Source organism: Rathayibacter sp. AY2B9, from assembly GCF_002931595.1.
Lineage (GTDB): Bacteria > Actinomycetota > Actinomycetes > Actinomycetales > Microbacteriaceae > Rathayibacter.
Genome location: NZ_PSUB01000014.1, coordinates 28,943 through 54,116, shown reverse-complemented (window position 1 = coordinate 54,116; position 25,174 = coordinate 28,943). Strand labels below are relative to the sequence as shown.

The window sequence follows — 25,174 nt, the reverse complement described above, 5'->3', positions numbered from 1 at the left end:
CAGGAGGGAGCGGACGTGATCCGGATCCTCGTCGCCACCGTCCTCGCGGCCGCCCTCCTCGCGGCCGGCTGGACCGCGATCGGACCCTCGCATCCGGTCTTCGCCGCGGTCGCGCAGATGGTCCTCACCAGCTGGGCGGCACTGACCTTCGGCGGGCGCACGCGTCCGCTCGAGCAGTCCTGGTTCGACGTGGGTCGCCGCGAGCCGGCGCTGCTGCGAGCGCTCGGGGTCGGCGTCTTCGGCCGGCTGCTCGACGTCGTCGGGTGGAACCGCCTCGTCACCCGCGAGCGCGGCTTCGACGGCACGCGCGCGGGACTGACCGCTCTCGATCAGCACACCCGCCGCTCCGAGGCGGTGCACCTCGCGTGCACGGCCGTCGGAGTCGCGCTCGCCCTCGCCGCGACGGTCACGGGTGCGACGGGCGGCGCGGCCTGGCTGCTCGGGTCGACGATCGCCGTCCAGCTCTACCCCGCGCTGCTGCAGCGGCTGGTGCGGGCGCGCATCCAGCGCGCGGGGCGGGCGGCGCGCGGTGCGCTTCACGTCGCGGACTCGGGAGACAGCGCCTCCGGCGGCGGACCGACCACGGCTCTGGAAGGGCGGTGATCACGGGGTCACCGACGCGCCGCGATCGTCACCGGGATCGGCCAGGGGATGGCGGCGCGCGAGGACATCGCGAGCCACGTCGGGCGGATCGCGCCGGTCGTGCTCCGCCGCCGTCAGCAGGAGAGCGAGGGCCGTGTCGGCGGGGACCCGCTGCGCTGCGCTGATGAAGCCGACGGCCTGCAGCACGGCGATCGTCCCCGGCGTGAGCGGGGCGCGGGACGCCGCTCAGCGACGGACCTCGGCGTCGTCCGTGTCCTCGGTCAGAGCGTCGGCCAGGAGGCGTGGAGGGAGGGCATGGGCGGGCCGGTCAGTACCCGAAGCCGTGTTCGAGCTCGACGTCGAAGGTGACGTCGTCCTCGCTCGGCTGCACGGGGAACACTCCCGTGAGCGTCCTGGTGCGTTCGCGGATGCGGGCGACCTCGGCCGTGTTGTCCGGCTCCGGGAGATCGGAGGGAGTGGTCTCGGCGACCAGGGCGGCGTCGGCGTTGAGCAGGAACACCGCCTGCACGGTGCCGCCGTCGCCGCCGATGCCGGTGTACTCCACGCGGTCCGCCGTGCTGCTCACGGCGAGGGCGACGCCGTACTCGACCAGAGCGTCCGCCGCGTCGTCTCCGACCAGCATCGTCTTGTTCGCGAAGAGGAGGTGCTTCATGCCCCCAGCGTGCGCAGCGCCGAGGCCGTCGGGGGAGAGACTTGACAGCTCCTGGGGCGGTCGACAGACGCGACCGCGGCACCCGGTGACGCCCGGTCGCGCCCGGTCGTCCTCGGCGTCGCCGAGACGGCACCCGTGGCGTCGGCCGTCCTCTGAGCAGGTCCGCGTCACAGGGACGTGGATCGACGGACCCGTGCTGATGTCGGCCGCCGAGACACCCGGCCGAGAGCAGGGCGACGTGACAGGCGGTGTCAGCGGGACATGCGCCGACGCCCGCGCCGCTTCTCCCCTGTGAGGATCAGGGCGGCGAGGAGCGCGGCGAGGAGTGCGCCGATGGTGTTCATGAACCAGTCGTTCGTGTCGCAGGAGCGGCCGATCGCCGGAACGCCCGCCTGGACCAGCTCGATCAGGGCGGACAGGCCGGAGACGGCGGCGGCGACGAGCAGGGGCCGGCCGACCGCGACCGCGAGCAGCAGGGCCCCGGGGAGCAGGAGCGCGATGTTCGCGAGGGTGTCGATGCCGTCGAACGGCACCGAGAACTGCACGGTGCAGAAGACCCGCGGCGTCCCGTCGGGCGGATACACGGTCAGCGCGATCCCCACGACGAAGGCGAGCGCGGCGAGGACGAGAAGAGACCTTTCCGCGCCGCGCCGGTGCAGCAGCCAGGCGATCGCCGTGACCACCGCGACCGCGATCCAGAAGGCGATCGGGACGAGCGCGGCGTGGTCGACGAGGAACGTGCTGATCACGGTGCTCCGCTTCGAGGTGTCGGGGTGTCGAGGTGTCGAGGTGTCGGGGTGGCGGGAGAGGAAGAGGTCTTCCGTTGACGGTCGGCCCGCTCCCTCCAGGTCGGCCTGTGCCGACGGCCGGCAGGCCTTCGGCGCGAGTCAGCTCCGGAGGGGAGAGCCTGCTGCGTCGAAGCGGTAGCCGCCGAAGGCGCCGCTGAGCAGCGGGCGCGCCGTCGCGATCGCGGCCTGGACCCGGGGGAGGGCGAGGGAGGCCCTATGCGCCTCGGCGCTCTCCCACAGCTCGACGACGAAGACGGTGTCGGGCTGCTCGTCGTCGACCCCGACCTCGTAGAGCAGGCAGCCGGCGTCGACGAGGTCGTCGTTGTGCTCGGTGAGGACGGCGACGAGCTCGTCGCGTCTGCCGGGGACGGCCCCGAGGGTGCCGACGTTCACGAAGGTCATGCCGCGAGGGTACCGCCGAGGACACCGGCGGCGGGTGGCCGTCTCGCCGGTCGGAGTGCGGTCGGGACGTCACGCTGGACGGAGTCGCCGTGCTCCCGCCTGCGAACCGCAGACCGGTCGCGGTCGGCCCGAGGCCACGCCGGCTCGGGAGGATCGCGTCGCGAGAGAGGATCCCCGGTGGTCTCCGCGATCCCCGTCGGGTCCCACCGGCCAGGCGTGAGCGTGCTCGGACCGACGGAGTGCGCCCGATCAGCCCGCGGGCCTGCTGAACAGATTGACGATGTTCCCGTCCGGGTCGCGGACGAGGGCGGAGCGGTTGCCCCACGGCATGGTGCTCGGCGGGAGCACCACGTCCTCGCTCCGGGGTCCGAGCTCGGCGAAGGCGCGGTCGACGTCGGCCACCTCGAACTCGAGCAGGACGGAGCGGTTCGCCGCAGGGACGACGGCGCCGTCGAGCATCGCGACCGTCGAGGTGCGGGCGATCGCGAGGGTCGCGCCCGCTCCGGTGAACTGCGCGAAGACCGGCGCCGGGCGCTCGGCCGGTCGGCCGACGACCTGCTCGTAGAAGGCGACGAGGCCGTCGAGGTCGTCGGTGACGATGCGGAGGGAGGTGAACGACATGGGGCTCCTTCAGGGGCGGGGACGAGGTGGAGGCACCAGGCTCGCCGGTCGTCGCGACACCGTCCTGTCGGTGTTTCCGCAGATCGTCCGCGACTCCGCGAGGTCCGCGGCGGCCGTCCCCGGAGCAGGTCAGTCGTCGACGACGGACCGCAGCCGTCCGTACTGGAGCGCGAGGTCCTCGGCTCGCAGGGTGCGCTGCGGAGGTCGCTCGTCGGTCACCTCGACCGACAGCATCCGGTCGCCGCGGAACGCCCTGACCCCCTCCCGCAGCCGGCACCACGCGATCAGGTACCAGTGCTCCTCCTTCCCGATCGAGCCGAGCGGTTCGACGTCTCGGACCGATTCCGCGCCGCTGCTGTCGCGGTAGCGGAGCCGGACGACACGATCCGCTCGGAGGGCCGTCGCGAACTCCGCCGGGACGACCGCCTCCTCCTCGCTCTCGAGGAAGTGCACCCGGGAGGCGACCGCGCCGGCGCGGGCGGCCACGTCGTCCGGCAGGACCGCGAGCGTCTTCCGGACAGCGGTCCTGGCTGCCTGCCGGAACGGACTGCGCTGCAGCGCGCTGAGGCCGATCAGCACGGCGACGGCCTCCTCCACCGTGAATCCGGCCGGCCCGAGGGTCGCGGACGCGTCGATGACGTAGCCGTCCGTGCGGCCGGGCTCCGCCCAGATCGGCAGACCCGCCTGCTGCAGCGCGGACAGGTCCCGCTCGATGGTCCGCACCGACACCTCGAACCGCTCGGCGAGACGGCGCGCGCTCCGCGGCCGGGGCGAGACCGCCCGCAGCTCCTCGACGAGCCCGTACAGACGATCGGTGCGGTTCACCCGACCATCATCCGCCCGGGGCCGCCGCGAGCGGCCGCAGCGCTGGGTTCAGTACTGCGCCTGCTCGTGCACCTCGACCGAGCCGTGGAGGGGGGCGCGGCGGGCGTACCGCACGGCGTCGTCCCGGGTCGGGCAGTCGAGCAGGTAGTAGCCGACGAGGGCTGACCGCTCCTCCGCTCGGGAAGGGGCCGGAGTGCCGCCTTCTCTTCGCGCCGCGGTCAGATCCGTCTCGACGGAGACGTCCCCGGAGGCGTCGGCGAAGCGTCCGGAGTCGACGAGGACGCCGTCCGCCTTCAGCGACGCGTCGTAGTCCGCCCAGGCCGCGTAGTCCTCGGGCGCATCGCCCCCGGCGTAGCTGCCGTCGGACCGCATCACGAGCATGACCTTCATCGCGCCTCCTGGTTCATCCGACCACCGTTCCCCCCGGCGGTCGCCTCCGCGGTCGGATCGCCCCCGGGAACCGGCGCGCCGAGCCTCCGACCATTCTGGGTCGAGGCGACCGTGCAGGGAAGGGATCGCTACGGAGCGGGATCGTCCGCGTCGAGGGCCTGCTGGAGGAGCCGGAGCGCCTTCGGCCCGACTCCGTGGAGGGTTGCGAGACGGTCGAGGCCCACCCGCCTCACGTCGTCCACATCGTGCACGCCCGCGTCCTCGAGCGCACGGGTGGCCGGGGCGTCGACGGCGGGAAGCGGTCGCGGATCCATACGTCCGACACTACGAACCGGACGACCGTGCCGACAGCCGATCATTCGGCGACTTCTGGCGGCGGGTGATTCCGGCGGCTGCCATCACGACAGCAGCGGCGGCGAAGGCGACCATCGTGCTCGGCCCATCGAGCAGCGCTCCGAGCCCCACTGCGCCCACGGCCTGTCCGGCGATCAGCACTACGAAGAGCAGGGCCGTGCCGGTCGCCGCCCGGTCCGAGTCGAGAGCGGCGGTCCAGGCGATGAGCGACCCGGTGGCGGCGGTGCATCCCCATCCGAAGAGCAGGCAGGCCGCGAGGGCGGACGGAGTGCCGGCGGCGAGCGCCAGGCCCAGGGTTCCCGCGGCGGGGGTCGCGGTGGTGATGGTCCACGCGGTGCGGGGCGACAGGGTACTGGTCCAGCGGGCGGTGGCGATCGTGACGGCGCCGCCGATGCCGAGGACGATCCAGGCGACGACCGACTCCGCGGTGCTGCTGCCTCCCTCGACCAGCACGGTCCTGCCGAAGTTCCAGACGCCCGCGGATCCGGCGCCCAGCAGTGCGGAGGCCGCGATCGGCCCTCGATGCGCCCGCAGCCACGCCGCCGCGAGGGCGGGCGGGGCCGCGGTCGAAGAAGGCACGCCGTCGAGGACCAGGACCGCGAGGGCGGTCGCGATCGAGACGATCGCCGCGACGAGCCACACCGCGCGCCAGTCCGGGAGCAGAGTCAGGGCGAGGACGCTCGCTCCGATCAGGCCCGGGCCCGTTCCCGAGTTCACGATGGTCTGCGCTCGTCGCTGCGGTCCCGGGCGGACGCCCCTCCGGAGCACGTCCACGAGAGCGAGGGAGGCGAGGCCGGCACCGATGGAGCTCACCACCGCGGCGACCGCGAAGGGCGCGAACTCGTGGCTGAGTGCCATCCCGAGGGCCCCCGCCCCCGCGCTCGCACCGGCGCCCAGCACCAGGATCCGCGCCGCACGGGAGGCGGCCACGAATCCCACGACCGCTCCGAGGCAGTAGGCGAGCGACGCTCCGGCCGAGACGGCGCCGGCGGTGGCCGCGTCGAAGCCGAGCTCGGTGCGCATCTCCGGCAGGAGGAGACCGTAGGAGAAGCGCACGAGCCCGTAGGTCGCCGCGATGAGCGCGGTGGCGGCGACGATCAGAGGAACAGGGGTCGATACCGCGAACGAAAACGATCGTTTCATATTGCGAGTCTAAGCTGAGGCCATGGCGACACCAGTCCAGACCGGCTCGATCAGACCTCGCACCGAGGCGAAGCTGCTCGACGCCGCCGAGGAGCTCTTCTTCAGCCGCGGGATCGCCGCGACGCCGGTCGACGCGGTCCTGGCGCTCGCCGGCGTCTCAGCGGCCACCCTCTACCGCGGCTACGCCAGCAAGGAGGCGCTGGTCGCCGCCGCTCTCGCTCGTCGGCATGCGGCGTGGATCGAGACGTGGGAGGAGGAGATCGCCCGGGCCGACTCGGATCGGGGGCGACTGCTGGCCGTCCTCCCCGCGCTCGAGCGCTTCCGGGATCGGCCGCACGGTGCCCGCTGGTGCGCGTTCCTCGCGTCGTCGGCCGAGTACCTCGACCCTCCGGCCGAGCTCGCCGAGGCGGTGCGCGCCGACACTCTCTCCCTGAGCGGACGCCTGACCGAGCTCGCTGGACCGCTCGTGGGCGAGGAGGCACCGCGGCTCGCGGAAGAGCTCCTCCTCGTCGTGACGGGTGAGCTCGCCATGCGGCTGCGCGACGACTCGCGCGGTGGGACGAGCGCGGCCGGACGCGTCGCGAACGCCGTCATCAGCGCGCACCTGCGGGAGCAGGACGCCGGGTAGCGGGCGTTGCGCGCCTGATGCGACATCATGCGTTCGTATTTTTCCCACGCTTCTCAGCCAGAAGTCGCGAAAGCTTATGAGGAGGACCGTCGAGTGACGCAGGAGAGAGCTGTCGACGGCGTCTTGTCCCGGGCGCGTCCCACGGGGGAGGACCGTGCGGGGGCGGATCCTCGGCCGGGCCGCATCGTCGAGGGCCTCGGCCCGGTCCGTTCACCGGTGCGGGGTCGAGGGAGAAGCCCCTCCGCCGCGACGAGCGGCAGAACAGCACGTGCGGGCCGCTTCGAACGGCCGGCAGATGCGAGCACGTCGAGGGAGCACCGGTGCTCGAGGTTCACGGAGGGCCCCCGATCGGTGTGTCGTCACTGGTTCACCCCCCCGCTCGACCCTCAAGCGGTTCGGACCTCTACCGTTGCACCCGTGCCCCTCCTTCTCGCCGACCTGCTGTCGTGAGAGCGCTCGTCGCCTGGCTCGAGCACCGCCAGATCCCGCTCTACCTCGCCGCGATCGCCGCCGGCGCCGCTCTCGGACTGCTGCTGCCCGCCGCGCACCACCTCGAGGTCGCGATCGAACCGGTGCTCGCGCTGCTGCTGTTCGCCACGTTCCTCGGTGTCCCGTTCGCCGCGATCGGACGGTCTCTGCGCGACGGCCGCTTCCTCGCCGCGGTCGGGGTGCTGAACTTCGTCGTCGTGCCGCTCGTCGCCTACGGGCTGTCCCGATTTGTCGCCGACACTCCGGTGCTGCTGTTCGGGGTCCTCCTGGTGCTCCTGACGCCGTGCATCGACTACGTGATCGTGTTCGCCGGGCTCGCCGGAGGGGCGTCCGACCGGCTGCTCGCCGCCGCACCGCTGCTGATGCTCGCGCAGATCCTCCTCCTCCCCGTGTATCTGGTGCTCTTCATCGGTCCTGCGGGGGTGGCGGTGGTCGACGCCGGTCCGTTCGCGCGGGCGTTCCTGCTGCTGATCGTGGTGCCGCTGTCCGCGGCCGGGCTGGTGCAGGCCCTGGCGCGCCGACACGTGTCCGGCCGGATCGTCGAGTCCACGATGCTCGGGCTCATGGTGCCGCTCATGACGGCCACGCTCTTCACCGTCGTCGCCTCCCAGTCCGGCGCCGTGGGCGCCTCGGCCGGCCGGCTTCTCGTTCTCGTCCCGCTCTACGCGGGATTCCTCGTGGTCATGACCGCTCTGGGGCTGGGTGCTGGACGCGTCTTCCGACTCGACGTGCCCGCGACGCGCGCCCTCGTGTTCAGCGGCGCGACCCGCAACTCGCTCGTCGTGCTGCCCCTCGCACTCGCGCTCCCGGCACCGCTGTCGCTCGCGCCCGTCGTCGTCGTCACGCAGACCCTCGTGGAACTCGTCGGCATGGTCGTCCTCGTCCGACTGCTCCCTCGGCTCACCCGAGACCGAGCAGCGCGGGCCGGGCCGGTCTGAGGCGGACTCACCAGCGCCCGAGACGACTCGGGCCTGCAGAAGGGTCGCCCGGGGAGTCGCCCGGGAGGTGCTCGCCGGTCAGTCCTTCTCCGGTCTGCTCGCAGTCCCCGCGTCAGCGGGCTCATCGGCCGGGGCGACAGGAGCTGCGGACTCGACCGCGGTGGGCTGGACCGCGGCCGATCTCGCCTCCTTGGCGGCGAGGCGCTTCTTCTGGGACTTGCCGGTGCTGAACGGGCTCACCCACAACCAGGAGAAGCGCCGCAGCGACTGGAAGAGGAACAGCGACGCCCAGAGGGAGAACACCGTCAGGGCGAACGGGAAGACCGTCGCCGGGCCGGTCGGGACATTCGTCTCGCCGAGCAGGGGGACGAACGCGACGACGACAGCGATCACGAAGAGGTGCAGGAGATAGATCTGGAAGCTCTGCTGCCCCATGGTGACGAAGATCTTCAGTGCGCGGACCTTGACGAGGTACTGGGAGCCGGCGATGCCCAGGACGATCGCGACCGAACTGGCGATCAGGATGACGCCCGGAATGCGGTTGGCGTCGAAGGCGACGATCACCGCGATGATGCCGATGTAGGACACTGCGAGCGCGAGCGCCTGCCAGACCTTCACGCGGGCGGCGAAGCGGTAGAACGTGCGGGGGATGAACATCGCCACGAGGAAGAAGATGAAGTTCTGGAGCACCCGGTCCCAGCCGATGTTGTCGGTGTCCAGCAGGCCCGTGGTCGTGGACGCGACGGACAGCAGCCCGGCCACAGAGAGCTGGATCCACCGGGGCACCTTGCGGATCGCCCAGGCGAGGATGCTGAAGATCGCGAGAGCCCAGATGAACCAGTAGCTGCTCGACGGCAGGATGGGGAGCACCAGCACGTTGAGCGGGTCCGTCGGTGAGGTGGCCTCCGACCGTGAGAACGGGACGATGAGGTAGAAGACGACCCGGATGAACGACCACAGCAGATAGAGGTACACCAGCGCGAGGACCCGGCGGCGCCACAGCTCGGCGAACGTCCACGTCAGCATCCGGGCGGCCGTGAGGCCCGCGATGAAGAAGAACACGGGCATGGGGAAGTAGAGCAGCACAGTGCGGAGCTTCGGAACGTACCCCTCGAGGCCGAAGAATCCCAGGAACAACGACGAGTGGTAGAGCACGACGAGACTGATCGCGACGCCCTTGGCGAAGTCGATCCACTCCCGCGACTCGGGGCGCTTCACCACGGCGCCGGTCGCACTCGACCCGGTCATCCGCCGCTCCTCGCGTGGGCGCACACGGCGCGATCACTGTTCACCGATTGCTGCGGATCCATTGCGCCCCCAAGATGTCGAATTCGAACCGGATGCGAATGAGCCCCCGGTTCATTTCCCGTACGGGTCCTGAGAGTACGGGAAAGTTTCCGATCACGGACGAGTCGATGGAGTATCGAGGCGGCAAGGGAAGTCCGGACGCCTCGCCGCCGCCTGTCCGCGGAGATCGTCCGTCCGATCCCGGAGTCGCTCGGTGGATCGGGACGGGCGGCGGAGGATCGCAGACGAATGGACCGTCGAGAGACCCGCACACGGCGCTTTCGTCCAGCCCCGGGGGCCGCGGACCCGAAGAACGAGACGAAACCGGCGTGCGGCCAGGACACATCGGCCTCTCCGGCATACTCCATGACGTGAACGACGCCACCACCGCCCCCAGTCTCGACGGCCGCGAGTTCGTGATGACCTCCTCGACCAACAGTGCGGTCGACCCGGAGTCGCCGTCGCGGTTCCACTACTCCGAGCGCGACGGAGTGGTCTGGGGCGACTACGTCGGCGACACCGTGACCTTCGGCCGGTTCGTGGGCACGCGCACCGGCGACGCCCTGCAGGTCTCGTTCGTGCACCAGCTGATCGACGGCGGGACCGTGGTCAGCGGCACCGGCGGCAGCCGCGTCGAGCTCGACGGGGAGGGCCTGCTGCGGCTCGTCGAGGAGTTCGAGATCGACGGCGACGACCACGTCAGCATCTGCGTCGAGGTCTGACGCTCAGCGCGCCGCGTCGCGGCCGTTCCCCGCGGTGGTGAACCGCGTCATGCCGAGCCGGTTCGTCGATCCGGAGCGGTCGGGGATGTCGGAGGGCAGCAGGTAGGCCTTGCGCACCACCTCGTCGAGCACGACGACCGAGACCACCGACTTCACCTCGGGCCGGGCCGCGACCACGCCGGTGACGAAGTCGTGCACGCCGCCGATGTCGAGCGAGCGGACCAGGAGCATCGCGTCGTGCTCGCCGGTCGTGATGCAGCAGTACTCGACGTCGGGCATCTGGAGGATGCCCTCGCGGAACCGGTGCCACGACTGCGGATGCACCGTCACGAACACCAGGGCGCAGACGTCGAGCCCCACCTTTCCCGGATCGACCAGGGCCGAGAATCCGGTGATGACGCCGGATGCGGTCAGCTGCTCGACCCGGTTGTAGACGCTCGCCCGCGAGACGTTCACCCGCTCGGCCAGGGCGGACATCGAGATGCGCCCGTTCTCGCGCAGCACGGCGAGGATGCGCAGATTGAGGTCGTCGAGCCCGCCCGCGCTTTGTCCAGCGACCGCACCGGCGGCCGGATCGGTGATCGACATAATCCACTCCTTCGTCGCTGCGGTCGGCAGTTCGTCCACGATAGCGGCCCTCTGGAAACGGAGTGCGTCGCGATGTGCCATCGTTTCGCAACACGTCCAGCCGAACCCTCGCCAGGAGGCCTCCATGGTTGTCCGCTCCACCCGCACCCCGCGCTCCGCCCCGACGCGAGTGGTGATCGCCGCTGCGGCGGTCTCCCTCGCCCTTCTGGTGGCGGGCTGCTCCTCGGGCCGCGTCGACACCGCCGACGGCAGCAGCGCGACGCTCACCATCAACAAGGCGTTCGACCTGAAGACCGCCGACCCGGGCCGCATGTACGAGCCGACCGGCCAGATGGTCGACAAGGCGCTCTACGAGACCCTCCTCACCTTCGAGGGCGGCGACGTCTCGCAGGTCGTCGACGGCCTCGCGAGCCTCGAGCAGTCCGACGACGCGAAGACCTTCACCCTCACCCTGAACGGCGAGCACACCTTCTCGGACGGCACCGCGATGACCGCCGACGACGTGGTGTTCTCGCTGCAGCGCGTGATCGGCCTCAAGGGCAACCCCTCGTTCCTCCTCGACGGCGTCACCGTCACGAAGAAGGACGACACGACGGTGGTGCTGACCACCGAGAACCCCACGCCCGCCCTGCCGGCGATCCTGGCGAACCCGGCGCTCGGCATCCTGAACTCGAAGGTCGTGAAGGAGAACGGCGGCACCACCGACGAGACCGACACCGCCGAGACGTTCCTCAACACCACCTCCGCCGGCTCCGGCCCGTACGTGCTCGACACGCTCGACCTCGCCTCGCAGGTCGTGCTGACCGCGAACGAGAACTACGACGGCGACGCCCCGGGCTACGGCCGCGTCGTCATCCAGAACGTCGAGGGCGCGACCCAGAAGATCAACGTCGAGGGCGGCAGCGCCGATGTGGCGCTGGACCTCTCGGGCACTCAGGCGGAGGCGCTCGGCGACTCGGTCGCGGTGACCAGCGACCCGTCGGCGAACGTGATCTTCCTGCTGCTCAACCAGAACCCGAGCGTCTCGGCGATCACGTCGAACCCCGACTTCGTGAAGGCCGTGAAGGAGGCCGTCGACTACGACGACCTCGTCTCGATCGCCGGCAACGGCACCGCCCAGGCGTCCGGCGTCATCCCGAGCATGCTGCTCGGCGCCCTGCCCGAGAGCGGCGCGCTCACCCAGGACCTCGACGCCGCGAAGGCGGACCTCGCGAAGAGCGGCTACGCCGGCGAGTCCGTGACGCTCAACTTCCCGAGCGACATCAGCCTGAACGGCATCGACTTCCCGACCATCGCGCAGCGCATCCAGTCGCAGCTGAAGGACGCCGGCATCACCGTCGAGCTCGCCCCGGCCCCCGTCGCCACCGAGCTCGACGCCTACCGCAACGGCACCGAGACCATGGGCCTCTGGTACTGGGGCCCGGACTACCCGGACCCGAGCGACTACCTCGTCTTCACCCCGGGCGACGTCGTGGGCCTCCGCTCCGGCTGGACCGACGGTGCGGCCCCCGCGATCTCGGCGCTGGCCGACGCCGCGGCCACCGGCGGCAGCGACGACGAGCGCCAGTCGCGCTTCGAGGAGCTGCAGACCGCGCTCAACGCCGACGGCCCCTTCATCCCGCTGCTCCAGCCCGGCAACAACATCGCCGCGGCGAAGGACGTCTCGGGTGTCGTCTACAACGCGGTGTGGACCATCGACATCGCGGCCCTCACCGCGCAGTAGCCCGTGTCCACCACCACGACGGCCGTCCGGACCCCGCGTCAGCGCGGGGGCCGGGCGGCCCACCCGTTCCTCCGCTACGCGCTCCGCCGCGTGCTCACCTCGCTGCTGCTGGTGGTGGGCGTGACCCTCGTCACCTTCATCCTGACCAACCTCGTGCCGGGCGACCCCGTGGCGGCCGCCCTCGGCCAGCGCGCTGCGGAGGATCCGGAGATCGTCGCGCAGTTCCGCGCCCAGTACGGTCTCGACCAGCCGCTCGTCGTGCAGTACTTCACCTACCTCGGCAACCTGCTGCACGGCGACCTCGGCGTCTCCACCACCACGCACAACCCGGTGGTCGCCGACCTGGCGAAGGCGCTGCCGGCCACCCTCGAGATCGCCTTCGGCGCCATCGTGCTCAGCGTGATCATCGGTGTGCTGTTCGGCACCGTCGCCGCCTACCGGCGCGGCAGGGCCTCCGACCACGTTCTGCGCGTCGTGTCGCTGGCCGGACTCAGCGTGCCGACCTTCTGGCTCGCGCTGGTCCTCTACTACGTCCTCTACTTCCAGCTGCGGATCGCGCCGGGATCCGGTCGGCTGAGCAGCGACTTCACCACGCCGCCGACGGTGACGGGCCTCTACACGGTCGACGCCCTGCTCGCCGGCCAGCTCGACACCTTCCTCGACGCGGCGTCGCACCTCTTCCTCCCCGTGCTCGTCCTGACGCTCTACACGGTGGGCCTGCTGACCCGGTTCGTGCGCACCGCGGTGCTCGAGATCCTCGACCAGGACTACGTGCGGGCCGCCCGCGCGAAGGGGCTGCCGAACCGCGCGGTCACCTTCTCCTACGTGCTGCGCGGGGCGAGCATCCCGATCCTCACCGTCGTGGGCCTCGCCTTCGGCAGCCTGCTCAGCGGCACCGTGCTCGTCGAGGCGGTCTTCGGCTGGCCCGGGATCGGCTCCTACGCCTACCAGGCCGCGTCGCACCTCGACCTGCGCGGCATCATGGGCGTCGGCCTGCTCATCGGCGTGATGTACCTGCTCGTGAACCTGATCGTCGACCTGCTGTACGGCGTGCTCGACCCGAGAGTGAGGCTGGCCTCGTGACGGATCCGCGAACCACCCGGTCCGACCCGCGCGACGGCGTTCCGGCCGGTCCGCGCGACGGCGTCGGTGCCGGAGTGCTCGACCCGGTCGCCGCCCCCGGCCTCCGCCTGCGTCGCCCCCGCCTGCGCCTGGGCCGCTGGTCGGCGCCGCTCGGACTCCTCGGCGCCGCCGTCGGCGTGCTCTGGATCCTCATCGCCGTGCTCGCCCCCGTCATCGCCCCGCACGATCCGCTCGCGCAGGACCTGCCCCTCCTCCAGGCGCCCGGCGAGGGCACGCTGATGGGGACCGACGCGCTCGGCCGGGACGTGTTCTCGCGCGTGATCTGGGGTGCCCGGGTCACCATCCCGCTCGCCCTGCTGCTCGTCGTGATGTCGGTGCTGATCGGCGCGATCGTCGGATCCGTCGCCGGATTCTTCGGCCGTGCGGTCGACGAGGTCGCGATGCGCATCACCGACCTCGTGATGGCGTTCCCCACGGTCATCCTGGCGATGGTGATCGCGGCCGCGCTCGGAGCGTCGCTCCTGAACGCGGTGCTCGCGGCGCTGATCGTGTCGTGGCCGTCCTACGCCCGGCTGACCCGCGGTCTCGTCCTCGGCCTCCGCTCGTCGAACTACGTCGTGTCCGGACAGCTGCTCGGCTTCTCGCCGCTGCGCTCCCTCGTCCGCGACATCGCGCCCAACATCGTCGGCCCGGTGCTCGTCCTGGCGAGCCTCGACATCGGCACGGCCATCCTCCTGCTGTCGGGCCTGTCGTTCCTCGGGCTCGGCGCGAAGCCGCCGACCGCCGAGTGGGGCTCCATGGTGTCGGACGCCATCCAGAACTTCGACGCGTGGTGGATCGGGGTCTTCCCGGGCCTGGCCATCCTCACCGTCGTCATCGCGTTCAACTTCGTCGGCGACGCCCTGCGCGACGCCCTGGACCCGCGGTCGCAGACGATCCGTGGAGGAGGCGCCACGCTGTGAGCGACGCACTGACCATCAGCGGGCTGCGCATCCGCACCCGCAGCCACGCCGTCGTCGACGGCATCGATCTGGCGCTGCGCCGCGGCGGCATCCACGGTCTCGCCGGCGAGTCGGGCTCGGGCAAGACCATGACCGCCCTGGCGGTGCTCGGACTGCTGCCCGGATCGATGACGGCCAGCGGCAGCATCCGCCTCGCCGACGACACCGGCGACGGCACGACGGAGCTCGTCGGCGCGTCCCGGCAGGTGCTCGGCACGGTGCGCGGACGCCGGGTCGCCATGGTCTTCCAGGACCCGTCGACGAGCCTGCACCCGCAGCTCACCGTGGGCCGCCAGCTCACCGACCACCTGCGCCACCACCTCGGTCTCGGCAAGGAGGCCGCGCGGTCCAGGGCCGAGGCCCTGCTCGAGCGGGTGCGGGTGCCGGACGCCCGGGCCTCCCTCGGCCGCTATCCCCACCAGTTCTCCGGTGGTCAGCGGCAGCGCATCGCGATCGCGGTGGCGCTCGCGTGCGAGCCCTCCGTGCTGCTGGCCGACGAGCCGACGACCGCGCTCGACGTGACCGTGCAGGCCGGAGTGCTGCAGCTGCTGCGGGAGCTGGTCGACGACGGCGGGCTGAGCATCCTGCTCGTCACCCACGATCTCGGCGTGATGAGCGCCGTGGCCGACGAGGTGACGGTGATGCGCCAGGGGCTCGTCGTGGAGTCGGCTCCGCGGGAGCGTCTGTTCACCGCGCCCGAGGACGAGTACACGCGGGCGCTGCTCGCGGCTCTGCCCGGCTCGAGCTTCGAGGAGAGCCCGGAGGAGCTGGTCGCCGAGCTCGTCGAGGGGCACGAGAGGGCCGCCGCCGCGGACGATCCGGGCGCGGCCACGGCAGGCGACGTCGAGAGGGGTGCGCGATGAGCGCGGGAGCGGTTCTCGAGGCCGACGGCATCGTGGTCGAGTACGGGCGGCGACCGCCGCTGCGTGCCGTCGACGGGGTCGGCTTCCGGGTGGCGGCCGGCGAGGTCGTGGCGCTGGTCGGAGAGAGCGGCTGCGGCAAGTCGAGTCTCGCGCGCGCCGTGGTCGGCATCGAGAAGCGCCGCGGTGGCGACGTGCGCCTGAACGGCGTCGACGTGCCCGCGCTCGGACTCCGTCGGCGCAGTCCGGCGATGACCGGCGTGCAGATGGTCTTCCAGGACCCGAACTCCTCGCTCAACCCCCGTCGCCGCATCGGCGAGCAGATCGGCGACGGCGTCCGGGCGGCGCTCGCCCGGGGCGCCGAGGGCTCGGATCCGGCCGACTGGCTGCGCCGCGTCGGGCTCGACCCGGCGATGGCGAGCCGGTTCCCGCACGAGTTCTCCGGCGGCCAGAAGCAGCGCATCGCCATCGCGCGGGCCCTCGCGGCGCGGCCGCGGATGCTCGTGGCCGACGAGCCGATCTCGGCCCTCGACGCCTCGACCCAGACGAGCGTCGCCGCGCTGATGCGCTCGCTCAGCGTCGAGGCCGGCGCGGGCATGCTGTTCATCTCGCACGACCTCTCGGTGGTCCGGCGCATCGCCGACCGGGTGCTCGTGATGTACCGCGGCCGGGTCGTGGAGTCGGGGGACACCGAGACGGTGTGGCAGAGCCCGCTGCACCCGTACACGCGGGCGCTACTCGCGGCGATCCCGCTGCCGGACGGGCTGGGGCGGCTGCCGCTGGCCCCGCTCGACGCCGACCGGGCGGCCTGGCTCGAGGAGCTGCCCGACGCGCTGGAGCGGGCGGGCGCGTGAGCGCGGTGGAGGAGGCCCGGGCCGAGGAGTCCGCTCTCTGGAGCATGCCGAGGGCCGTGAACCGCAGCCCGCTCCCCGGGGACGGCGCGTTCATGACCGCCGGCTGGGCCGATCCGGAGCCGGTGATCGACCCCGATGACCCGGTGCTCGCCTACACCGCGGAGCGCCGGTCGCGACTGGCGCAGGCGCTGCCCGCCGAGCTGCTGATCATCCCCGCCGGCCTGCCGCGGGTGCGCTCGAACGACAGCGACCACCGCTTCCGCCCGGGCACCGACCACGTGTGGCTGACGGGCAACGGAGTCGCCGAGAGCGTGCTCGTCGTCGACACGACGGGAGGGGAGGCCGGCTCGATCCTGTACCTGCGGGCTCCCTCCGGCCGCGACGGCGACGAGTTCTGGCAGAACGACGCCCTCGGCGACCTCTGGGTCGGGCCGCGGCCGTCGCTCGCCGAGACGCAGGCGGCGCTGGGCGTCGAGACCCGGCCGCTGGCCGACTTCACCCGCGACGTGGAGCGGGCTGCGCGGCGGGCCCGGCGCATCCGGGTCCTGCCCACCCTCGACGAGAGCGTCGACGAGCTGGTGCGGAGCATCTGCGGGCCGGAGCTCGGACCGCACCTCGTGCTCAAGTCGACGCTCGACGAGCTGCGCCTGATCAAGAACGACTGGGAGATCGGACGGCTGCAGCTCGCCGTCGACGGCACGGCGCGGGGATTCGACGAGTGCCTCGAGGCGTGGCCGGTCGCCCGCGCGATGCCCCGCGGCGAGCGCTACCTCGAGGGCACCTTCGCCCGCCGCGCCCTGGTCGAGGGACAGGGGCCGGCCTACGGATCGGTCGTCGCCTCGGGAGCGCACGCCACGACCCTGCACTACACGCGGAACACCGGGCCCCTCGCCGACGGCGACCTCGTCCTGATGGACATGGGGGTCGAGCTGCCCTCGCTCTACGCCGCCGACATCACCCGCACCTTCCCGGTCAGCGGGGAGTTCACTCCGCTGCAGCGGGACGTGTACTCGATCGTGCTGCGCGCGCAGCAGGCCGGCATCGACTCCCTGCGCGCGGGAGTGCGCTTCCAGGACTACCAGGACGCGTGCGGGCGAGCCCTCACCGAGGGGCTGATCGACCTCGGCCTGATCCGCTGCTCGGTCGACGAGGCCACGGCCCCGTCCGCGTCGTACCACCGCCGGTGGAGCATCTCCCGCGCCGGGCACATGCTCGGGATGGACGTGCACGACTGCAACCACGCTCCGCACGAGACGTATCTCGGCGGAGTGCTCGCGGCCGGCCACACCCTCACCGTGGAGCCGGGCCTCTACTTCCAGCCGGGCGACCTGACGGTCCCCGCCGAGCTGCGGGGCCTGGGCATCCGGATCGAGGACGACCTCGTGGTCACGGAGACATCGTCGATCCTGCTGTCGGCGGCGATGCCGCGCACGCCCGACGCGGTGGAGGAGTGGATGGCGAGGTTGGCGGGCTGAGAGGTCGGGCGCGCCAAGCGATCGGCCGACGCGGCCTACGGGAGCTGCGGGGGCGCGATCAGTTCGAGGAATCCGCCGAGGGCACCTTCGAGGTAGATGATGCGCGTGCCGGCTCGGGCGCCAGCGGTCATCCGGTGAGGTGTCCCGACCGATCTCCAACCGTGTCCAGCGCAGAGCTCGAGGACACGATCGAGGTCCGAGACCGTGAGCGCGATGTGCACCGTGCCGACCTGTGCGGGCGAGCCGGCGGACTCGAGCTGTCGGGGCGGGTCGTACTGCAGCAGCTCCACACGGTGGGGGCCGAGGGTCACCGTCGCTGCGCGGATCACGGCTCCACGGACGCCGGTGGTCGCCGCCGTGACCTCCACGTCGAGCGTGAAGGTGCGCTCGAGCACGAACCCGAGACCGGAGCACCACAGCACCAGCGCGTCGTCGAGGTCGGCCACGGTGAGACCGGAGTGAGCGACGTCGGAGACGAGGGGTGATGCCATGACATCAGTATCGAGCTCCGACACGCCTGCCTGAGGATGTGCGGCGCTCCTCGCCCTCCCTGGGTGAGGCCGGTGATCCGGTTGATGGCGACGGCGACGACGAAGGTGCCGAAGAAGTAGGACAGCAGGGCGTGGGCCAGGGCTACGCGGCGTGAGGGGGTGGAGGACTGGGTGATGCTGCTCGCGCTGTAGGCCATCCCGATCGAGAACGCGGTGTAGGCGAAGTCGCTGTAGGACGGTTCCTCGTCCTGGTCGAAGTCGAAGCGGTGGCGGTCGTCGAGGTAGTACATGCGCGCGTACTTGAAGGCGTAGACGGTGTTGATGAGCGCCCAGGCCGCGACGACCCCGACGACCGCGAGGATCGCGGCCGCGGATCCGACGGGGTCCTTCTGCTGGCTGCGGAGGAGTGCGACGACCACGAGGACGAGGCTGAAGAAGGTGGCGGCGATGATGAGCGAGTCGACCAGCTTCCGGGACCGGTCCTCGTGGCGGGCGAGGTCGCGGGTGCGTTCCGGGCCGGCCGGCCACGCCGTCGACCAGGCCCAGACGAGGAACACCGCCGCGGCGATCGCCCAGCAGAGCAGAGGCGACAGATCGGGGACCGCAGTGGACCCTGAGCGCTCGGGCCGGAGATCCTTCAGACGGGCACGATCGGCCCCAGCACATTGAGCGCGACGACGGCCACCAGCTGGACGACGCCCGCGGTGACCAGTCGACCACCGAGGTGCGACGTGTCAGCGGGCCGCTCGGTCACCGAGCCGATCCGTACTGCTCCCGACGTCGTCCGGCACGTGAGTCAGGATGTCGCCCACCTGGCAGCCGAGGACCTCGCAGATGGCGTCGAGTGCTGAGGCACTCACACCATCCTCCTGCGAAGAGGGGGCGGTGTCAGCCGGAGAGGGCAGTGCCCGAGAGCGGGTGGGTCAGTCGTCGTCGCTGTCGGGCGCGGGTGCCTGATCGGTGCTGGTGCTCGAGGTGGAGTCGGACCAGACTGCTTGTGCGCCGGAGTCGCCGATGCGGATGACGTCGATGGTCGCTCCGACGGAGATGGCGATCGCTGCGACGGCGAGCACGATTCCGACGAGGGGGCGGCGGGTGGTGGCGGCTCGGTCCTCGGTTCGTCGCGTGCGGCGGAACCAGAGCCACTGGACCAGGGCGACGAGGAACAGGCCGGCAGCCCAGGGGAGCAGGTGGTCGCCGAGCTCGGTGTGCTTCTCGAGGATCGCGGACGGCTCCGTCTGTCGTTCGAGCGCTTCACCGGCCTGCGTGGTGAGCGGGACGGCGATCAGCGCGGCGAGGGCGATGATCGGGGTGAGGATCCCGAACTTGCGGCGGGCGGCCGGCCAGAGGCTGCCGAGGATGAGCATCAGTGCGGCGAGGGGGAGCAGAACCACGACGGCGTGCACGAGGAGCGGGTGGAGGGGGAGGCCGTTGATCTGCCAGTCGTTCATCGGGGGCGCCTTCGGTCGAGAGGGGGGCTGTCCTCGTGACGCTAACGCGCCCCGCCCTGCGCGCTCTGCCGTTGGACGTGTTCGTGTGAGCCCTCGAACGATCACTCGCCCGTCCTCCGAGCCGACTCCCCGCTTCACCGCCGATATGCGAGGAGCCGACCGAGCGGAGTCAGGACGTGTGCCGGCTCGCCGGTGCGATCAGGCGGCGGAGCCGGTCGGTCACGAGAAGGGCACCGGCGGCGTCGATGGCGAGGACGTCGACGTCGAAGCGGTCGGTGACGGTGTCGAGCGTCCCGACGCCGCCGGCGAGGATCGCGGTCGCGAGGACGTCGGCGGTGACGATGTCGTCGGCGATCACGGACACCTGCACGAAGGGGACGTCACCGGGCTCGGCAGGTCGGCGCCAGACGTGCTCTCCGCGTTCGGCGGTCCCGGAGGTGGCGATCGCGCGGCGACCGTCGCCGAGGGGGACGATGCAGAGCAGCGCCTGCCGGTCGCCGGGATCCATGATCCCGATCGTCCAGCTGTCGGCGGGCGAGGTGAGGACGTCTCCCCCGACATCGAGGAGCCATTCGCCGTCGCCGAGCAGCCGGGCCGCGTGCGCCATGGTGGTCGCTTTGACGGTTCCGGCGAGGTCGATGACCCCGTCGGGCCGGTGCGGGGTGAAGGCGCCGTCCGTCGCCGTTCGCCAGTGCAGCGATTCGGTGTAGGCGGTCCGCATCTGCTCGGACGCGGCCGTCAGCGCGAGCTCGCCGCGGGCGATCCGGGACGCCTCCGACTCCGGCCGGTACAGGCTGAAGCGGGCGTCGGCGTCGGCGAAGACGGCTTCGACGTCGCCGACCGGGGTGTCGTCGGCGGCGCGCAGGCTGACGACGGTGCCCATCGTCGTGAACGTGTGCACGGTCAGAGTCCGGCCTGGTCGATCGCCGATTGCAGGGAGGTGAGGTACCCGTCGCTGGTGTAGGTCGCTCCGCTGACCGCCTGCACGTTCGCGGACTGGGCGGCGAGGACTTCTTGACGCAGGATCGGCGCGGCCCGGTGCGAGATCGACACGGACCGGCCGTCCTTGTCCGTGAGGTGCACGGCCGTGACGTCGGTGATCTGCCCGCCGGCGACGGTGATCGCGACCTGCACAGCGCCGAAGCGAGTCGGAACAGATGAGCCGGTCCACGTGCCGTCGGCCGAGGCGGACGGGCTCGCAGTGGCCGTCGAGCTCGTACCGGCCGACGGGTCGGTGGGCGCGCCGGCGGAGGGCGTCGTCGAGGCGGGGGCGCCGGCCGAGGTCGGCGTGGTCGCCGCGGGGGATGTCGGGTCCGTGGCCGTGGTGGCGCTCGTTCCGGTGGCGAGCGGGGAACCGGTGGCGCCGGCGGATCCCATCTGCCAGCCGCCGACGAGGACGGCGAGGGAGGCGAGGACGCTGGCGACTGCTGCTCGTGTTCTCACCAGTCGAACCTCTCCACGTGGATCTGCCGGTCGGGCAGGCCTGCCGCTCGCGCGTCGCGGACGACGAGGTCGGCCCAGGCGGTGGGACCGCAGACGAACAGGTCGGATTCGAGCAGGCCCGGCAGTGCCGAGGTGATCGTCACACCTCGGGCGACGGACTCGGCGGACATCCACGTCGCCAGCCCTGCGGGCCGCCGGCCGATCATCCCGAACAGCGCGCCGCGGCTGCTGCGGACCAGTGTCCGAGTCTCGTCCCAGAGGTAGGTCTGGGAGTCGTCGGTGGCGCGCAGCAGGACGGTGGCCTCGCCGGGTCGGAGGCCGCCGTGCTCGAGGAGCGCTCGGGCGGGGGTGATGCCGATGCCGGCGGCGATGATCGCGAGCCGCGGGGCGGTGCGGGCGACGTCGGTGAAGATCCCGTAGGGCCCCTCGATCGAGACCGCGGTCCCGGGGCGCAGTCGTGCGAGACGGTCGGTCCCGGCTCCGAGTGCGCGGACGGTGATCCGAGCGCGGGTGTCGGTCGGGACGGCGGAGAAGGAGATCGGGTGCGCATGCCACCAGGTGCCGCGGCTCCAGAACCGCCAGATCGCGTACTGCCCGCCGATCACGCCGAGGCGGGAGAGGTCGCGGCCGGAGAGGTGGAGCGAGAAGACGCCGGGGGCGATCGTCTCGACGGCCTCGACCCGGATCCGGTGCCGCAGCGTCGTGAGGACCGGCACCGCGAACCGGAACCTGGCGATCGCTCCGAACGCCAGGACGTAGAGGGCGAGCCAGTAGACGCGCTGCGGGGTGCTCCCGGCGAGGACCTGGCCGGCGGAGAGCTGGTGGGGGACGGCGACGAGGACCGCCGCGTAGCTGAGGAGGTGGATCGCGTGCCACGCCTCGTACGCGAAGCGGCGGCGCACGGCGACGAGGGAGGTGACGACGACGAGCACCAGCAGGGTGCTGCCGAGCAGCGCCAGGAGCATGTCGGCACCGGAGTACAGAGCGAGTGTCTCGTTCCACAGCGTCAGCCCGTCGGTGAGGGCGTAGCCGACGGTGAGCAGGGCACCGTGCCCGAGGATCAGAGACAGGGCGGGCTTGCCGAGGCGACGGTGCAGCGCCATCGCGGTGTCCTGGCCGAAGGTGCGATCGATCCAGGGGATCCGGGCGGCGAGGACGAGCATGACCAGGATCAGGTCGGTGCCGACGAGGCCGGCGACGATCCCTGCGGCCGTGAGAGCTCCGGCGATATCGGTGGCCTCCGCGGGCCCGCCGGCTGCGAGGTAGAGCGCGATGGCGAGGGCGACCGAGACCCAGCTGGCGGTGACGAGCGCGTCCGCGGAACGCAGGCGCCGACGCAGGGATCGCTCGCGGTCGGCCTGCGACCGCCGCAGCGTGGTCGGCGCGTGGGGTGCGGGTGCGTTGGTCGGTCGGATCGTGGTGCTCACGGCGGCGCCCTCCGGTCGGTGTCGCATGCGCCGACCTCGGGTTTCCGGGGGCGCGCTCCTACCGTCGCGGGGGAGTCTTGGTGTCGACTATGAGGGATGCGTGCCGATTCCCCGCCGGAGCCCGATTCGTGTTCGAGGTCTCACATGTCACCGCTCGGGCAGCACGACCGTCACCCTCACTCCGGCGGGTCGACAGTTCTCGATGGTGACCGATCCGTCCGCGGTGTCAACGAGAGCTGCGACGAGGGCGAGCCCGAGCCCGCTGCCGCCGTCGCGGCTGGTGCGCGCCTCGTCGGGTCGAGAGAAGCGCTCGAACGCGTGCGGCACGAACTCCTCCGGGATGCCGTGCCCAGTGTCCCGGACGCTCAGCTCGAGGGTGGAATCGTGCTGCTCGAGGAGGAGGGTGATGCGTCCGGCAGGAGGTGTTGCGGCGATCGCATTCGCGCCGAGATTGTCGAGGATCCGCGAGAACGCGCTCACCGAGAGCGGGTAGGGCGCGTCGGCGCGCTCGATCGCGGTATCGAGCTCGATGTCGGGGCCGGTGCCGCCGGTGATCGTCCTCAGCCGGTCGACGGAGTCCATCAGCTCGGTCTCCAGCTCGCTCGCCGTCGCGCGCGCGGTGACGGGCGGGGCGGCGTCCAGCCGGGAGAGCTCCAGGAGGTTCGTCGCCAGGCGGGACAGGCGGGCGAGGGACCCCTCGGCGGCGCGAATCTCTTCTTCGAGGGCGTCCGCGTCGCCGAAGTGCCGGTGCGCGAGTTCGAGCTGGGTGATGACGACTGCCAGCGGCGTGCGGATCTCGTGGCTTGCCGCGGACACCATCTGCCGCTCCCGATCGGCGGTGTCCCGCGTCCGAGCGATGAACGCGTTCAACGTCTCCGCCAGATCCGACAGCTCATCAGTCGCCGGGCCTACGGGAAGCTCGCCGCCGTGCCGGTCGCCGAGCGACGCGGCGGTGCGGCGCATCCGCTCGACCGGACGCAGGGCGGCGCCGGTGAGCAGCCACGCGGCGAGGGCGGACAGGATCACGAGGGCCGCGGCGCTGACGAGCAGCGTCCGGTCCAGGGCCGCGACGGTCAGGTCGCTGCCGGCGCCGCTGCGAGCCGCCCACAGCTCCCACGTGCCCGCACTCGTGTCCAGGGTCCGGGAGACGATCGTGAACCGGACGTCCTCGTCGGTCATCACCGTCGAGGTGCCGTCGCTGCCGGTGCTGCGCTCCAGAACCTCGTGGACGTCGTGCGGCATCGTATCGACGGGGACCGCTCCGCCGGGAGCGCGCGCGAAGATCAGGATCCCCTCGGCCGGAGGGTCGGGGGTCTCGGTCGGGTCCGATCCCAGATCGGCGAGATACGGGGCGAGGTCGCCCTCGGCGAGGGTCACCTCGGACGCGACGACGATGCTGCGGAACTGCCCGTGCAGCACGAGGGTGATCACGCCGACCCCGATCAGCGCGACGAGGAGGCTGCCGAGGGTGATCCGGGAGCGGATCGACAGGGAGCGCAGCAGCCTCACTCGGCGCGCTCCAGCCGGTATCCGGCGCCGCGGACGGTCGTGATCCGGAGGCCTGTGTCGGCGAGGGCGAGCTTCTTGCGGAGGTAGCTGACGTACTGATCCACGAGGGTCGGCTCGAACGTCTCCGTAGACCCCCACACTTCGGCGAGGATCTCCGTCCGGGTCAGTACCTCATCGAGATGCACGGCGAAGAAGCGCAGCAGCGTGAGCTCCTTGACACTCAGCGCGAAGGGACGCTCTCGGACCGTCGCGCGCACGGACAGGGCATCCAGGCGCAGCGCTCCGATCTGGACCACTGGCTGCGGGCCGCTGGCTCGGCGCCGGATCTGTGCGCGGATCCGGGCGCTCAGCTCGCCGAAGTGGAACGGCTTGGTGACGTAGTCGTCGGCGCCCGAGTCCAGCCCGAAGATCCGGTCCTCGACGGCGTCCCGCGCCGTGATCAGCACGACCGGGACGGTGCTGCCCGACTCCCGCATCCGTCGGCAGACCTCGAACCCGGTCATCCCTGGCAGCATCACGTCGACGACGGCGACATCGACGTCTCCCGCGGTGAAGGCGATCAGCGCGTCGACGCCGTTGTCGACGAGCTGCACGTCGTAGCCGTCCTCCCGCAGTCCCCGCTCGACGAGGGCACCCATCTGCGGGTCGTCCTCGACGACGAGGATCCGGGACATCAGACTGCGCCGGACGTGCCGAGCAGCAGGCCGATCAGGAACGTCGCCGCGAGGGCCAGAGCGCCGCCGACGACGATGCGGATCATCGGGCGCAGAGCCGGGCTGCCGCCGACCCGTGCGCTGATGTATCCGGTCGCGGCGAGGGCGATCAGCACCACGGCGAAGGTCACCGGAACCCTCCAGTCCGGCGGAGGGAGCAGGATCGCCAGCAGCGGCAGCACGGCTCCCAGGAGGAACGCCAGCGCCGAGGCGCCGGCGGCGGCGAGCGGGCTGGCGACCGCTTCCTCGTTCAATCCGAGCTCCGCTTCCAGATGTGCGGTCAGAGCGTCGTTCTCGGTCAGCTCGCGGGCGACCTGATGCGCTGTCTCCGGGGTCAGGCCACGCGCTCGATAGAGCCAGGCGAGTTCTTCCAGCTCCCCGTCGGGATCCTCGGCCAGCTCGACCCGCTCCTTCGCGATCAGTGCGCGCTGGCTGTCGCTCTGGCTGCTCACCGACACGTACTCGCCGAGCGCCATCGAGATCGCACCGCCGACGACCCCTGCGACGCCCGCCGTCAGGATCGGTGCCGTGGCGGTCGTCGCTCCGGCGACACCCACGACGAGAGCGGCGACCGAGACGATGCCGTCGTTCGCGCCGAGCACGCCCGCTCGCAACCAGTTCAGCCGCCCTGAAATCGCGCTGTCGTGCGGTTCCGCGCGGGGCGAGGAGGGCTGAGGCGTGAATGGGGTCGACATGAGGGCCATGCAAGCACCC

At 71.7% G+C, this 25,174-nt stretch carries 31 protein-coding genes; 10 read left to right on the top strand and 21 right to left on the bottom strand.

All coding sequences use genetic code 11. The annotated features are described in order from the left end of the window. Positions 1-15 precede the first annotated feature (15 nt). Positions 16-603: a hypothetical protein gene (locus tag C5C25_RS12965; RefSeq protein WP_104250853.1), complete on the top strand. Its 588-nt coding sequence runs from the start codon at positions 16-18 to the stop codon at positions 601-603. On the opposite strand, the gene C5C25_RS12960 is transcribed toward C5C25_RS12965, so the two are convergent. The 9 genes from C5C25_RS12960 to C5C25_RS12920 form a co-directional block, all read right to left on the bottom strand. Next, positions 604-789 carry a hypothetical protein gene (locus C5C25_RS12960; protein ID WP_104247105.1) on the bottom strand — a complete coding sequence of 62 codons (186 nt, stop codon included), beginning with the start codon at positions 787-789 and terminating at the stop codon, positions 604-606. It lies immediately after the preceding gene. 121 nt (positions 790-910) lie between these two features. Then, positions 911-1,255 carry a hypothetical protein gene (locus C5C25_RS12955; RefSeq protein ID WP_104250852.1) on the bottom strand — a complete coding sequence of 115 codons (345 nt, stop codon included), beginning with the start codon at positions 1,253-1,255 and terminating at the stop codon, positions 911-913. A 251-nt stretch (positions 1,256-1,506) separates the two neighbouring features. Continuing rightward, on the bottom strand, positions 1,507-2,004 hold the full coding sequence (locus tag C5C25_RS12950) for a VanZ family protein (RefSeq protein ID WP_181133700.1): 498 nt from the start codon (positions 2,002-2,004) through the stop codon (positions 1,507-1,509). A 138-nt stretch (positions 2,005-2,142) separates the two neighbouring features. Next, positions 2,143-2,445 carry a putative quinol monooxygenase gene (locus tag C5C25_RS12945; RefSeq protein WP_104226533.1) on the bottom strand — a complete coding sequence of 101 codons (303 nt, stop codon included), beginning with the start codon at positions 2,443-2,445 and terminating at the stop codon, positions 2,143-2,145. 249 nt (positions 2,446-2,694) lie between these two features. Continuing rightward, positions 2,695-3,066, bottom strand: a complete 372-nt coding sequence (locus tag C5C25_RS12940; protein WP_104250850.1) for a VOC family protein — start codon at positions 3,064-3,066, stop codon at positions 2,695-2,697. 129 nt (positions 3,067-3,195) lie between these two features. Further along, positions 3,196-3,891 (bottom strand): YafY family protein, encoded by a 696-nt coding sequence (locus tag C5C25_RS12935; RefSeq protein ID WP_104250849.1) that lies wholly within the window; start codon positions 3,889-3,891, stop codon positions 3,196-3,198. A gap of 48 nt (positions 3,892-3,939) precedes the next feature. Continuing rightward, the gene (locus C5C25_RS12930; protein ID WP_104250848.1) at positions 3,940-4,281 is read right to left on the bottom strand and encodes a YciI family protein; all 342 of its coding nucleotides are present in this window, start codon (positions 4,279-4,281) and stop codon (positions 3,940-3,942) included. A gap of 128 nt (positions 4,282-4,409) precedes the next feature. Then, complete coding sequence (locus C5C25_RS12925; RefSeq protein ID WP_104250847.1) at positions 4,410-4,595, bottom strand: DNA-binding protein; 186 nt, start codon at positions 4,593-4,595, stop codon at positions 4,410-4,412. A 10-nt stretch (positions 4,596-4,605) separates the two neighbouring features. After that, a complete protein-coding gene (locus C5C25_RS12920) occupies positions 4,606-5,778 on the bottom strand; it encodes an MFS transporter (RefSeq protein ID WP_104250846.1) in 1,173 nt (390 codons plus the stop codon). 22 nt (positions 5,779-5,800) lie between these two features. Here C5C25_RS12920 and C5C25_RS12915 point away from each other — a divergent pair, with 22 nt between their 5' ends. Both C5C25_RS12915 and C5C25_RS12910 read left to right on the top strand, forming a co-directional pair. Then, positions 5,801-6,406, top strand: coding sequence for a TetR/AcrR family transcriptional regulator (locus C5C25_RS12915; RefSeq protein WP_104250845.1), 606 nt, complete (start codon positions 5,801-5,803; stop codon positions 6,404-6,406). A gap of 446 nt (positions 6,407-6,852) precedes the next feature. Next, positions 6,853-7,833, top strand: a complete 981-nt coding sequence (locus C5C25_RS12910) for an arsenic resistance protein (protein WP_104250844.1) — start codon at positions 6,853-6,855, stop codon at positions 7,831-7,833. Between the two features lie 78 nt (positions 7,834-7,911). Here C5C25_RS12910 and C5C25_RS12905 read toward each other — a convergent pair whose 3' ends face one another. Continuing rightward, a complete protein-coding gene (locus C5C25_RS12905; protein ID WP_104250843.1) occupies positions 7,912-9,081 on the bottom strand; it encodes an acyltransferase family protein in 1,170 nt (389 codons plus the stop codon). Between the two features lie 410 nt (positions 9,082-9,491). Here C5C25_RS12905 and C5C25_RS12900 point away from each other — a divergent pair, with 410 nt between their 5' ends. After that, positions 9,492-9,842 carry a hypothetical protein gene (locus tag C5C25_RS12900; protein ID WP_258060307.1) on the top strand — a complete coding sequence of 117 codons (351 nt, stop codon included), beginning with the start codon at positions 9,492-9,494 and terminating at the stop codon, positions 9,840-9,842. A 3-nt stretch (positions 9,843-9,845) separates the two neighbouring features. On the opposite strand, the gene C5C25_RS12895 is transcribed toward C5C25_RS12900, so the two are convergent. Beyond that, positions 9,846-10,430 (bottom strand): Lrp/AsnC family transcriptional regulator, encoded by a 585-nt coding sequence (locus C5C25_RS12895; protein ID WP_104223259.1) that lies wholly within the window; start codon positions 10,428-10,430, stop codon positions 9,846-9,848. 124 nt (positions 10,431-10,554) lie between these two features. On the opposite strand from C5C25_RS12895, the gene C5C25_RS12890 reads away from it, so the two are divergent. The 6 genes from C5C25_RS12890 to C5C25_RS12865 are packed head-to-tail and all read left to right on the top strand — an operon-like array spanning position 10,555 to position 17,426. Beyond that, on the top strand, positions 10,555-12,153 hold the full coding sequence (locus C5C25_RS12890; RefSeq protein WP_104223258.1) for an ABC transporter substrate-binding protein: 1,599 nt from the start codon (positions 10,555-10,557) through the stop codon (positions 12,151-12,153). Positions 12,154-12,156: 3 nt separating this feature from the next. Continuing rightward, positions 12,157-13,236 carry an ABC transporter permease gene (locus tag C5C25_RS12885; RefSeq protein WP_104223257.1) on the top strand — a complete coding sequence of 360 codons (1,080 nt, stop codon included), beginning with the start codon at positions 12,157-12,159 and terminating at the stop codon, positions 13,234-13,236. Beyond that, positions 13,233-14,198 carry an ABC transporter permease gene (locus C5C25_RS12880; protein WP_258069417.1) on the top strand — a complete coding sequence of 322 codons (966 nt, stop codon included), beginning with the start codon at positions 13,233-13,235 and terminating at the stop codon, positions 14,196-14,198. The genes C5C25_RS12885 and C5C25_RS12880 overlap by 4 nt, the downstream gene beginning before the upstream one ends. Further along, complete coding sequence (locus C5C25_RS12875; RefSeq protein ID WP_104250842.1) at positions 14,195-15,100, top strand: ABC transporter ATP-binding protein; 906 nt, start codon at positions 14,195-14,197, stop codon at positions 15,098-15,100. Before C5C25_RS12880 ends, C5C25_RS12875 begins: the two co-directional genes overlap by 4 nt. Further along, positions 15,097-15,951 (top strand): ATP-binding cassette domain-containing protein, encoded by an 855-nt coding sequence (locus tag C5C25_RS12870; RefSeq protein WP_104250841.1) that lies wholly within the window; start codon positions 15,097-15,099, stop codon positions 15,949-15,951. The genes C5C25_RS12875 and C5C25_RS12870 overlap by 4 nt, the downstream gene beginning before the upstream one ends. Then, entirely contained in the window at positions 15,948-17,426 is a 1,479-nt protein-coding gene (locus C5C25_RS12865) for an aminopeptidase P family protein (RefSeq protein ID WP_219814408.1), read from the top strand. Before C5C25_RS12870 ends, C5C25_RS12865 begins: the two co-directional genes overlap by 4 nt. Before the next feature lie 35 nt (positions 17,427-17,461). Here C5C25_RS12865 and C5C25_RS16580 read toward each other — a convergent pair whose 3' ends face one another. From C5C25_RS16580 to C5C25_RS12815, 10 genes are all read right to left on the bottom strand, one after another. Then, positions 17,462-17,848 carry a VOC family protein gene (locus C5C25_RS16580; RefSeq protein ID WP_258069419.1) on the bottom strand — a complete coding sequence of 129 codons (387 nt, stop codon included), beginning with the start codon at positions 17,846-17,848 and terminating at the stop codon, positions 17,462-17,464. Then, positions 17,752-18,501 (bottom strand): DUF1345 domain-containing protein, encoded by a 750-nt coding sequence (locus tag C5C25_RS16575; protein ID WP_258069418.1) that lies wholly within the window; start codon positions 18,499-18,501, stop codon positions 17,752-17,754. The genes C5C25_RS16580 and C5C25_RS16575 overlap by 97 nt, the downstream gene beginning before the upstream one ends. A gap of 150 nt (positions 18,502-18,651) precedes the next feature. Further along, positions 18,652-18,777 carry a helix-turn-helix transcriptional regulator gene (locus C5C25_RS17005; protein ID WP_181065426.1) on the bottom strand — a complete coding sequence of 42 codons (126 nt, stop codon included), beginning with the start codon at positions 18,775-18,777 and terminating at the stop codon, positions 18,652-18,654. 63 nt (positions 18,778-18,840) lie between these two features. Beyond that, positions 18,841-19,368, bottom strand: a complete 528-nt coding sequence (locus tag C5C25_RS12845; RefSeq protein ID WP_104226519.1) for a DUF2231 domain-containing protein — start codon at positions 19,366-19,368, stop codon at positions 18,841-18,843. Positions 19,369-19,537: 169 nt separating this feature from the next. Next, complete coding sequence (locus C5C25_RS12840) at positions 19,538-20,269, bottom strand: FAD:protein FMN transferase (protein WP_258069416.1); 732 nt, start codon at positions 20,267-20,269, stop codon at positions 19,538-19,540. 2 nt (positions 20,270-20,271) lie between these two features. Beyond that, positions 20,272-20,811 (bottom strand): FMN-binding protein, encoded by a 540-nt coding sequence (locus C5C25_RS12835; protein ID WP_258069415.1) that lies wholly within the window; start codon positions 20,809-20,811, stop codon positions 20,272-20,274. Continuing rightward, the gene (locus C5C25_RS12830; protein WP_258069414.1) at positions 20,808-22,238 is read right to left on the bottom strand and encodes a ferredoxin reductase family protein; all 1,431 of its coding nucleotides are present in this window, start codon (positions 22,236-22,238) and stop codon (positions 20,808-20,810) included. The genes C5C25_RS12835 and C5C25_RS12830 overlap by 4 nt, the downstream gene beginning before the upstream one ends. Before the next feature lie 147 nt (positions 22,239-22,385). Further along, entirely contained in the window at positions 22,386-23,747 is a 1,362-nt protein-coding gene (locus C5C25_RS12825) for a cell wall metabolism sensor histidine kinase WalK (protein WP_104226517.1), read from the bottom strand. Further along, positions 23,744-24,421: a response regulator transcription factor gene (locus tag C5C25_RS12820; protein ID WP_104226516.1), complete on the bottom strand. Its 678-nt coding sequence runs from the start codon at positions 24,419-24,421 to the stop codon at positions 23,744-23,746. Before C5C25_RS12820 ends, C5C25_RS12825 begins: the two co-directional genes overlap by 4 nt. Beyond that, the gene (locus C5C25_RS12815) at positions 24,421-25,164 is read right to left on the bottom strand and encodes a VIT1/CCC1 transporter family protein (RefSeq protein WP_104226515.1); all 744 of its coding nucleotides are present in this window, start codon (positions 25,162-25,164) and stop codon (positions 24,421-24,423) included. The genes C5C25_RS12820 and C5C25_RS12815 overlap by 1 nt, the downstream gene beginning before the upstream one ends. Positions 25,165-25,174 lie beyond the last annotated feature (10 nt).